Here is a 10,731-nt window from a genome sequence, read left to right as displayed (position 1 = left end):
GAGGATGTTCTGCTTGAATTAAGTCATTTAATCGTTCTAAGTTTTTAGTTTGAAGAGTGAAAAGTAAGTCTTGATAAAGATCATAAGTCGCTTTTAGTTCTGGGGATAAATCAAGGAGGAAATTTAAGATATCTATTTCACGCATCGGTTGTTTGAAACAGTAAAACGAATGATAAGTTGTGGTATTGAGCAATGTATGAGACTTCAAGAACAAGCGCCAGTAACGTTTAAACTTACGACCATGCTTTTTGAACTTCTTCATTAATCGGATTCGAGTTTTATTCAGTGCACGAGAGAGATGTTGAACGAGATGGAATTTATCAATGATAATTTGGGCATGAGGAAAAAGATCCTTAATCAAGCTGATGTAAGGAGCGTACATATCAATCACAATATTTTTTACGCGAGTACGTGCTTCCTTTGTATATCGTTTAAAATAAGCTTGAAGGGAGCTTAAACGACGATCTTCAATGATATCGATGATTTGTTTGGAGTCAGCATCACAAAAGATAAAAGACATATGACCCTCAGCAAACTTAACCGATTTAAATTCATCAAAACAAAGATTTTCAGGTAAATCATTAAAGTTTAAGGTTTGAGATTCATAAAAGCTATGGATGATACGATTGACAATTGAATGAGAGACCTGATGACGATGAGCGATATCACATTCAGAGATTTTATTTTGAGCCTCTAAAGCAATGGCATGTTTCGTGTTATAAGAAATATAACAGTTCTTTTCAACGATTGAAGTTTTTAGTGTAAAGGTAGATTAGCAATGCCCACAATAATAACGCTGTTTCTTTAACTCTAAATAGGTATCATGGAGTGAGACTTTTGGAATAACAATTCGAGAAGTTTTAAATCCATGCTTCTTAAATTTTGAATCAAATAGAGTTCCGCATTTTTGACAATGAGTCGGTTGATACGAGAGGATTCCTTTAAAAATAAAGCTAGTAATTCCGTTTAATTTAACTTCTTCAAGCGAATCTTCAAGAAACGTAATGTTTTTATCTTTAATATTTAAAAGTTTTCTAGTAAAATATGAGTGAGACATCAAATCTTATCCTTTCAATATTGTTTTAGCCGATAACATTGTAACAGGATTGAGACTTGAGGTCTCTTTTTTTTTGATGCCATGAAAAAAGTGCTGCTTAATCAGCAACACAAATATTATAGAACCAAAATTTAAAGATTGTATATATATCAAGTATCATAAAAAAATTACTAGCGTAGTAGATGACTATAAAAAAGAAAAAGTTTCCTATATACTACATAAACAAGGTATTTTATATAAATGATGATTTTTTTCATAATTTTCCATATTTTTTCATCTTAATAAGTTAATATTATTAAAGGAGAGTGGTGTATTATGGAATTAATAGAAATTATGAAACAGATTAAAAATCAGGAATTAATTTTACCTGATTTCCAGAGAGATTTTGCCTGGTCAAAAAATCAGCAAAAAGATTTACTTAGTTCGATACTTTTAGGACTTCCTATTGGTAGTATTCTATTACTCGAAGGAAAAGATGATGATTTTTCAAATAAGAAAATAGGTTATATTAATAATAGTGAAGTTCCAAAAGAAAAGTGCCTCTACTTGTTAGATGGGCAACAAAGATTAACTACATTATACTCATCTTTAAATGATTTATTTTGTAATGAAGATGAGTGGGTAGAGGTAATGAAGGGAGTGTATAATAATTTAAAAACTAGACTATTATTACGAATGGATACTAATCCAGATGAGAAAGACATATTTGGATACAACGAATTAGTATTTAAAGAGTCGAATATGAAAAAATATGAACCAACAGATTTAGAATCAAGATTAATTCATTTACAAATTGGATATGGTGAAAAAAAGTTAAAAGAATGGTATAATCCTGGTTATATCTTTGAAAAAGGGAGTAATCCATTAGATACACAAAATAAAGTAATAGAAGAATATGCTAATTTAAAATGCATACCATTAAATGAATTTTTTAATTATATGTGTCCAGAAGATGAATCCCTTCCAATGTTAAAACTCATTCTAAAGAAAATAGCAACTAATCGCAGTGATTATCTATCTAATAAATACAGACGTGATAATGAAAATACGATAAAATTTTTACATAATGTTGAACCCAATATCGAGACATATTTAAAACTAAATAATGAACGTGAAATTGATACAGCGTGGAGAACACTTGCACTAAGTTGGGTTGATAGCATATGTAATTATTTTTCAAAAGTATTAACTATGAAAGTTCATGGAATTAAATTAAAAGAAGATGAGGTTGCAAGAGCAGTAATCATATTTGAGACTTTAAATAGAGGTGGAACAAAACTTAGTAATTTTGATTTAGTCGTTGCTCGAGATGCTCGTAATAAGGAAACAATTTCATTAAATAATTTTTTAAGAATTGCATTAGACGAAGAATTATTATTACCTGATAAATTAGTGAGTAATATTTATCATGATATAAAACCTTCTAGCATATTAATCTCCTTTATGGTTATTAAAGATGATAAAATTTCAGAAATTATAAAAAAACAATTTCTGAATGTACTTTCTATAATTTGTGAACAAAAGGAAATGGTTAAAAACTCTGATGTCATTAAAAATATTAATTTAAAAACTGACGTAATTTCACAAGGAAAAATATTGAATTTAACTCAAATGCAAATTAAAGAAAATAGAGATAGAGCAATTATCGGAATAAAAAGAGCTTGTGCATTTTTACAAGTCAGATGTGGTGTAACAACTATTGATGAGTTAAATTATAAATTAATGATTTTACCTCTCGCTTGTACTTTAATGGATGATGAAATATGGGAAGGAAAAGTTTATCTTGATAGATTAGAAGCATGGTACTGGCATGCAATCTTTTCAGGACAATATAAAAAATAATCAAAATGAACAATCTATCAATGATGTAAATGATTTAATCAATAATTTAAAAACAGATAAATTTTATGACTTTATTAATACAGAAAATCTTTTTAATGTTAAAGATTATTGCACCAAAGAAATATTATTAAGGAAATCTGATTTTGCAATTCCTCCTAGTTTTCATAAAGGAATCTTACAATATGTATTAAGTTGTAATCCTAAAGATTTCATTAGTGATGAAAGACTAACTGCATGGGATATATCTCAAGGAAATATTATTGTTGATGACCATCATATTCGTCCATTGGCAGATGCAACGAACATTAAACAATCTAGTAAAAGTATTCGCGAAAAAAAATCTCATGTATTAAATAGTCCTCTGAATAGAACACTAATTCTCAGATCTTCTAATCAAAAAATAAGCTCAAAAACGCCTGCACAATACTTAGAATTCATTAACGAAAGTAATGCAAGAAATCACTGTGTAGATAAAAGCTGCTACACTTCGGTAGTAAAAGAGGATATGGAAAAAATTTATGAAGCAGAGCTCGAAAATAGATTTAAATTACTTTCTCATACAATTAAAACTGAATTAGATATACTAATTGGGAAATAGCGTCAAAAATTCATATTACATAATTATAATAAAGGGGAACCCGTATGACTACCAAAAAATTAGGATTCGGCTTTATGAGGTTACCGGTTTTAGGGGAGGGGGATATCACCAACGTTGATTATGAGCAAATCAATGAGATGGTGGATACCTTTTTAAATCGTGGATTTACGTATTTTGATACGGCGTACATGTATCATCGTTATATGAGCGAGAGCATTTTGAAAAAGACGCTGGTTGAGCGTCATCCACGTGATTCATATACAGTGGCAACGAAGATGCCAACCATGTTTTTAAAAGTTGAAGAAGATTTAGAGCGTATCTTTAACGAGCAACTTAAAAAAATCGGCGTTGTTTATTTTGATTATTATTTGTTGCACTGCCTAAATGTTGAAAACTATGTCATTTGTAAGAAACTAGATGCCTTTACCTTTGTTCAACGTAAAAAAGAAGCGGGACAAATTAAGAAAGTGGGGTTCTCCTTTCATGATACGGCTGACGTGCTCGATGAAATTTTAACGGCTTATCCGGAAATGGACTTTGTCCAGCTCCAAATCAATTATCTCGATTGGGAAGATGAACAGATTCAATCACGTAAATGTTTTGAGGTCGCGCTTAAACATCAAAAAGACATTATTGTCATGGAACCGATTAAAGGTGGGACATTGGCCCAAGTTCCAAAACCGGTTGAAGCGTTGTTTAAAGGAGTCAATCCACAGAATTCAGTGGCATCATGGGCTATTAGATATGCGGCAAGTCTTCCTAACGTGATGATGGTACTAAGTGGGATGTCAAATCTTGAACAAATATTAGATAACACAGCCTACATGCAAAACTTCGTGCCCTTTAATGAGGAAGAATTTAAAATTGTTGAGACTGCCACTCAAATCATTCAAAACCAAGACTTTATCCCCTGTACGAATTGTCAGTATTGTGTGGAAGGATGCCCGAAAAAGATTGCCATTCCATCGTATTTCATACTTTATAACAGTGATACCACGCAAAAAGAAGCTTATCTCAATTACACCAAAACACATGGCAAAGCATCAGACTGTATTGGTTGTAAAAAGTGTGAGCGCATGTGCCCACAACATCTCCCAATCATTCAATACCTAAAAGAAATCACTAAAACATTTGAAGATTAAATCGAGAAAATCAGGTCGTAATGAGACGGCTTGATTTTTTATTTATTTTAAAAACACCTCTTGTCTTAGAGTTAACTTTAAGTGTTATAGTAATCATAAAGTCATCCAAATACTGAGATGTGGATTAACTAATCACCCTGTTAAGTCTCTGATTATTTAAGTTGTTGATGGCGATGATTGGATAGAAAAGTAGGAGGAATCACTAATGGCCTGTCATTATATTGCAAAATTAAGTGAACAAGTTGAAAGAGAGCACGTTAGATACAATAATCGTTATGGTCTAGCGATTGCTGCAGATGTTTATAAAGTGAAAAACCTTGATTTAAGCAAGAAACATCCAGCTCTGATCGTTGGAGCTCCTTATGGTGGTGTCAAAGAACAAGGCCCTTGTGTGTATGCCAATGAACTAGCAAAGAGAGGATTTGTTGTGCTAACTTTCGATCAATCCTTTATGGGAGAATCAGCTGGAGAACCTAGAAATGTTTCATCACCTGAAATTTTCACCGAAAATTTCAGCGCAGCAGTCGATTTTCTTGGAACTAAACTTTCGTATGTGGACCGTGAAAAGATCGGTGCCATTGGAATCTGTGGATCAGGTGGATTTGCGTTATCTGCTGCACAGATCGATACTAGAATTAAAGCAATTGCAACCTGCAGTATGTATGTCATGACATCAGCAGTACGTGATCTGTTAGATAAGCAGCAATTAGAAGAGACGAAGCAAAAATTATCGTTGAAGAGATGGGAAGATTATGAGAAAGGATATCCAGAATACATTCCATTTTTCCCAGAAGAAGCCTTAGAGGTCGTACCAGCAAATCTGCAAGAGCCGACGGCAGAATGGTTTAGATTCTATGCCACTAAAAGAGGGCACCATCCAAACGCAAGAGGTGGCTTTACGACAACCAGTGATTTAGCTTTCTTAAATGCCGATTTAACAGCCTTTGTTCATGAAATTTCTCCAAGACCAATTCTATTAGTGATCGGAGATTGTGCACATTCTAAATTCTTCTCAGAAATGATCTATGAGAAAGCCTTAGAGCCAAAAGAACTCTATGCCGTAAAAGATGCTGAACATATTGATTTATATGATCGAGTCGATCGAATTCCATTTGATAAGTTAGAAAAATTTTTTAAGACAAATTTGAAATAAATTCACCAAAACACCGAAGATAATAATTAGAATAGATTTCAATTGATGAGTCGCTCATCAAATTTAAAAAGAAAGAAGGAGAAATAATGTTAGGAAACTTTACATATTGTAACCCAACCAAACTGTATTTTGGAGATCAATCACTTCATAATCTAAGTACTGAGCTTGAGAACTATGGTTCAAATATTTTACTTGTCTACGGTGGTGGATCAATTAAGAAAAATGGTATTTATGATGAGGTCATTAATATTTTAAAGGATAGTGGAAAAAATATTGCAGAAATACCAGGGGTTATGCCAAATCCAACGATTTAAAAACTTCGCGAGGGTGTAGCCATCGCAAGAGATCATAAAGTAGATTTAATTTTAGCTGTCGGTGGGGGTTCAGTATGTGACTATTCCAAAGCGGTCTCGGTTTCGATTCACTGTGATGAAGATCCATGGGATAAATACTTTATCCGTTTTGAAGATGTGAGCTGTGAAATCGTACCGGTTGGATGCGTTTTAACAATGGTTGGAACAGGTTCTGAAATGAATGGTGGAACTGTTATTACAAATCATGAACAAAAACTAAAGATTGGTCATGTCTTTGGTGAAAATGTTAATCCGAAATTCTCAATCTTAAATCCAAACTATACCTTAACACTTCCAAAAACACAAATGGTGGCAGGTTTCTATGATATTATGAATCATATTTGTGAACAGTATTTCTCAGGAGCTGATGACAATACAAGTGATTATATCAGTGAAGGTTTAATGAAATCGTTAATTCATTCAAGTCGTATCGCCATTCAAGATCCAAATAATTACGAAGCAAGAAGTAACATTATGTGGACGTCAACATGGGCACTCAATACGTTAGTAGCTAAAGGAAAATCAACCGACTGGATGGTTCATATGCTTGGGCAAGCGGTTGGGGCTTATACCGATGCCACTCATGGAATGACGTTATCAGCTGTATCTTTAGCCTATTATCGATATATCATGCCATATGGACTCGATAAGTTTGTCAGATTTGCGACTAACGTGTGGGATGTTAAAGTAGAAGGAAAAACAAAGGAACAAGTCGCAGCAGAAGGACTTAATGCAATGGAAAACTGGATGAAAGAACTTGGTCTAGCGATGAATATCACGGATCTTGGTGTGACAGACGAGATGCTAGAAGGACTTGTTCATTCAACAATTATTCTTCCAGGTGGATACAAAACGCTAACACCTGAAGAAATTTCAACTATTTTTAAAGAAAGTATGTAATGATTCGCACTTGTTGGACATAATGTTAATGTCTGATAAGTGCTTTAATAGAGAGATGAAAAGGAGAGAGTCATGGAATATATTGAGCTAAATAATGGAGTACGAATGCCACTATTAGGACTTGGAACCGTTAATCTACAGGGAGATAGCGGGATTGAAGTTATCAAGAAGGCGATTGAAGTCGGCTATCGCTTAATTGATACAGCAAGAATGTATCATAATGAAGAGACAGTCGGACAAGCGATTATCAAAAGGGGTATTGACAGAAACGAGCTATTTATCACCACAAAGCTATGTCGTAGTAGCAATAGTTATGAAAAAGCGAAAAGAGATATTGACGATTCATTAAAAAAATTACAACTTGATTATGTTGATCTATTGTTAATTCATGAACCTTATGTTGAATCGTATGAGATGTATCAAGCGATCAAAGAAGCCTATCAAAGTGGAAAAGCAAGAGCCATTGGAATTTCAAATTTTAATCAGAAGTGCTACCGTGAATTTATTGAAACGTGTGGCGTGATTCCAGCTGTCAATCAAATGGAGTCCCATGTTTATTTCACACAACATGAGTTACAAGTAGAACTTGAAAAGCATGGAACTAAGATGCAAGCATGGAGTCCTTTGGCTAATGGGAAAAAGAATTTACTCAACGAACCGATTCTTGTAGAACTCGCAGAGCAATATCATAAAACACCGGCACAGATTGCACTCCGTTTTCTAATCCAGAATGGGGTATCAGCCATTCCAAAAACAACCAGTGAACACAGATTGAAAGAGAATCTTTCTATTTTTGACTTTAACCTATCAAAGGATGAACTAGAAAAAATTAGGACACTGGATGAAAAAGTGTCTATAACAGATTGGTATCGCTCAGATTGGTTTTAATCGTCATATCAATCATGTCATTAAATGATAGGCTAAAATAAAAAAAAACAGCTCCATTTGGAGCTGTTTTTTTAGGCCATTTATTTCTGTTGTAATGAATCACAAATCATTTCAAGATGATCTGTAATCTGGAAGAATACGTGATAGAAATGTTCACGTTCAGTCTCGCTAAGGTTACTAGAAGCTTGGCTAACAGCCTCTGCTATCACCTGATTCAATTGTTTATTTATCTCATTACCTTCTGCTGTTAGCACCATTTTGGTACGATATTTGCGTCCTGAATCGATCTCAACCGGCTTGACTAATCCTTTTTCAGTTAAGTCCACCATCGTTCTTGAGACAGCCGCCTTATCTTCTATACAAAGTTTACATAGCTGAGTCGCTGTTAGTCCTTCTGGATTTTTACCGAGATAGTAGAGATACATCACATGGCTAGCTTTTAATCCCATACGTTCTGTTTCAGTAAGCTTGATTTTTTGGATACACTTATACGCCTTGGTGACAGATGTTGTAAATGCCTCGAATCGTTCAATCAGATCAATCATAATCATATCCTACCTTTAACTTTTGATAAGACGTTTGTAAAGACATCGTCCCTTTTTTGTGATTTAAGAACTTCATAGAAGTAGAAGGATAAACAAATAGAGAAAATGCAAGTAAAAACTGTGCCGGATAATAGGTCCCAAGACATAAATAACCGGCTACTGGAAGATCTGCAAATGACTTTAACATGAGCATGAAATCTGAAATGAAGAATAAAAGACTTCCGATTACAATGATAAGATTTGTCATGTTCGTTTGTCGAAGTGAATTTGAAATGGCTTTACCTAACATAAATGAAATGATGACCGCGTAGACACCACAAACACCTTGCATTAAAGCCCCTCCAAAATTCAAAAATGGAGTAAAGAAAATCACCATTAAGGAAATGAGTGAAATCATCATCCCCCATAGGAAATCTTTACGGTTCATTTTATCTAACATACAATAAGAGGCAAAATAAAAAACATGACCTAGTCCAAAGACGATGGTTCCCAAATAGAAATTAAGGTTAATGAGAATATCTCCTAACATCGCAATCGTTAACGCAATGATCATCCAGATTGGAAATTTTAAATTCTCCTTATTTTTAATGCAATACATCAGATTAATTAGTCCTGTGATAACAAACAAAAGACTGGCAATCGCCTTAACTAATAATCCGTTACTAGTCATGTAAAACATATCAAAAATCAATATAAATGTTAGCATGATAACATTTGTGACTACAAATAATTTTTTCATCGTTATTTCCTTTCAATTCAACTAAACAATTTTGTTGATTTATCAACAAACAAAAATTTAACACGAACTTGTTGAGTTGTCAACAAATTCAAAATCTCCCTTCATTAAATAACAATGATCTCTATTTAAAAATCAAACCAGAATCATTCATTTCATGCGGTAACTTGTCACAGAAAACATTTCATCATGAGGAGTTCATGAACTGAATAAAGTCAATTTAGAAAAAACGATGAGAAAAGCTCAACTAAAGTTCACTTGATAGCTTGACTTGAAGTGAACTCCAAGACGTATAATCCACTTAGAAACACAAAAAGACAAATGGGAGGAAAACGATAATGGAATATACAAAATTAGGAACTACCGATATTACGATTTCACGTCTTTGTGCAGGATGCATGAGTTTTGGGGATTCCAATACTAATTTTCATTCGTGGACGTTAAATAAAGAAGAAAGTGAAAACTTGGTGAAGCGTGCACTCGATTTAGGAATTAATTTCTTTGATACAGCAAATGTTTATTCTGCCGGAACAAGCGAGGAATATCTCGGACGTGCCATCAAACATAATGTCCCACGTGATCAAGTTGTCTTAGCCTCAAAAGTTTATTTTAATGAGGGGCACTTGAAGAAAGAGGCCATTCACCGTGAAATTGACGGCACATTAAAACGTTTAGGCACTGATTATTTAGATTTATATCTCATTCATCGTTTTGATTATGAAACACCAATGGAAGAAACAATGGAAGCTTTAAATGAACTGGTAACATCAGGTAAAGTGCGTGCTATTGGCGCTTCTGCCATGTATGGCTATCAATTTCATAACTTACAACTTGTAGCAGAAAAAAATAACTGGGCAAAATTTCAATCGATGCAAAATCATTACAATTTACTCTACCGAGAAGATGAACATGAACTAATTCCAATTTGTAAGCAGATGAATGTTTCACTCACACCGTATAGTCCACTGGCAGCGGGAAGATTAAGTCGTTTAGAGTGGAAAAGCGACAGCTTGCGTAGTCAAACTGATAAAATAGCTGTTTCAAAATATGATTCGACTGCAGAAAAAGATCATGAAATTGTCCTACGTGTCCATGAACTTGCACAACAACATGAAGCAAGTATGACTCAAATTGCGCTTGCTTGGCAACTAGCAAAAGGTGTCGCATCACCCATTATCGGTGCCACAAAAGAAAAATACTTTGATGATGCAGTCGGAGCCTTTAACGTAAAGTTAACTCATCACGATATCGCTTATTTAGAAGAATTATATCAGCCTCATAAAATTGTGGGAGCCATTTAAGAAGAGAAAGAGGAAAAGCCTAAATGAATGAGATCATGATCTTGTATCAAGACCTTGCTTCTTAATCTTTCTTCATGATCATCCATTCAAAAGCCAATCGACGCGACTGGTGTTTCTCCAAGTCAAACGTCTATTAAAAACATTTTAAACGTCAATGGTTTGCTAGAGGAGTAACAGCCTCTTATTTCCATAGACGATAAAAAACTTAAGCCAGCC

Annotated in this window: 11 protein-coding genes and 1 pseudogene; 8 read left to right on the top strand and 4 right to left on the bottom strand. The window is 33.9% G+C overall.

Annotated elements, in window-relative coordinates; all coding sequences use genetic code 11:
* Window positions 1–727: transposase (locus tag HMPREF9402_RS13925; protein ID WP_238526640.1), on the bottom strand; the 727-nt coding region annotated here is incomplete at its 3' end.
* Window positions 728–772: 45 nt separating this feature from the next.
* Window positions 773–1,057: a transposase family protein gene (locus tag HMPREF9402_RS13920; RefSeq protein ID WP_009606489.1), complete on the bottom strand. Its 285-nt coding sequence runs from the start codon at window positions 1,055–1,057 to the stop codon at window positions 773–775.
* A gap of 315 nt (window positions 1,058–1,372) precedes the next feature.
* Here HMPREF9402_RS13920 and HMPREF9402_RS03565 point away from each other — a divergent pair, with 315 nt between their 5' ends.
* The 7 genes and pseudogenes from HMPREF9402_RS03565 (at window position 1,373) to HMPREF9402_RS03540 (ending at window position 7,933) form a co-directional block, all read left to right on the top strand.
* The gene (locus HMPREF9402_RS03565; protein ID WP_009606490.1) at window positions 1,373–2,899 is read left to right on the top strand and encodes a DUF262 domain-containing protein; all 1,527 of its coding nucleotides are present in this window, start codon (window positions 1,373–1,375) and stop codon (window positions 2,897–2,899) included.
* On the top strand, window positions 2,868–3,497 hold the full coding sequence (locus HMPREF9402_RS03560; protein ID WP_009606482.1) for a hypothetical protein: 630 nt from the start codon (window positions 2,868–2,870) through the stop codon (window positions 3,495–3,497). The genes HMPREF9402_RS03565 and HMPREF9402_RS03560 overlap by 32 nt, the downstream gene beginning before the upstream one ends.
* A gap of 44 nt (window positions 3,498–3,541) precedes the next feature.
* Complete coding sequence (locus HMPREF9402_RS03555; RefSeq protein WP_009606501.1) at window positions 3,542–4,639, top strand: aldo/keto reductase; 1,098 nt, start codon at window positions 3,542–3,544, stop codon at window positions 4,637–4,639.
* Window positions 4,640–4,844: 205 nt separating this feature from the next.
* On the top strand, window positions 4,845–5,792 hold the full coding sequence (locus tag HMPREF9402_RS03550) for an alpha/beta hydrolase (protein WP_009606492.1): 948 nt from the start codon (window positions 4,845–4,847) through the stop codon (window positions 5,790–5,792).
* 86 nt (window positions 5,793–5,878) lie between these two features.
* Window positions 5,879–6,409, top strand: a pseudogene (locus HMPREF9402_RS15020) (iron-containing alcohol dehydrogenase); the annotation flags it as partial.
* A 42-nt stretch (window positions 6,410–6,451) separates the two neighbouring features.
* Window positions 6,452–7,045: an iron-containing alcohol dehydrogenase gene (locus tag HMPREF9402_RS15015; RefSeq protein WP_443259901.1), complete on the top strand. Its 594-nt coding sequence runs from the start codon at window positions 6,452–6,454 to the stop codon at window positions 7,043–7,045.
* 72 nt (window positions 7,046–7,117) lie between these two features.
* Window positions 7,118–7,933, top strand: coding sequence for an aldo/keto reductase (locus tag HMPREF9402_RS03540; protein WP_009606497.1), 816 nt, complete (start codon window positions 7,118–7,120; stop codon window positions 7,931–7,933).
* Between the two features lie 80 nt (window positions 7,934–8,013).
* Here HMPREF9402_RS03540 and HMPREF9402_RS03535 read toward each other — a convergent pair whose 3' ends face one another.
* Both HMPREF9402_RS03535 and HMPREF9402_RS03530 read right to left on the bottom strand, forming a co-directional pair.
* Window positions 8,014–8,478 (bottom strand): MarR family winged helix-turn-helix transcriptional regulator, encoded by a 465-nt coding sequence (locus HMPREF9402_RS03535; protein WP_009606502.1) that lies wholly within the window; start codon window positions 8,476–8,478, stop codon window positions 8,014–8,016.
* Window positions 8,471–9,217 (bottom strand): lysoplasmalogenase, encoded by a 747-nt coding sequence (locus HMPREF9402_RS03530; protein ID WP_009606495.1) that lies wholly within the window; start codon window positions 9,215–9,217, stop codon window positions 8,471–8,473. The genes HMPREF9402_RS03535 and HMPREF9402_RS03530 overlap by 8 nt, the downstream gene beginning before the upstream one ends.
* A gap of 335 nt (window positions 9,218–9,552) precedes the next feature.
* Between HMPREF9402_RS03530 and HMPREF9402_RS03525 the strand changes: the two genes are divergently transcribed.
* On the top strand, window positions 9,553–10,515 hold the full coding sequence (locus HMPREF9402_RS03525) for an aldo/keto reductase (protein ID WP_009606494.1): 963 nt from the start codon (window positions 9,553–9,555) through the stop codon (window positions 10,513–10,515).
* The last annotated feature ends 216 nt before the right edge of the window (window positions 10,516–10,731 follow it).

This window comes from Turicibacter sp. HGF1 (assembly GCF_000191865.1).
GTDB lineage: Bacteria > Bacillota_I > Bacilli_A > MOL361 > Turicibacteraceae > Turicibacter > Turicibacter sanguinis.
This window is presented reverse-complemented; position numbering and strand designations above follow the sequence as displayed.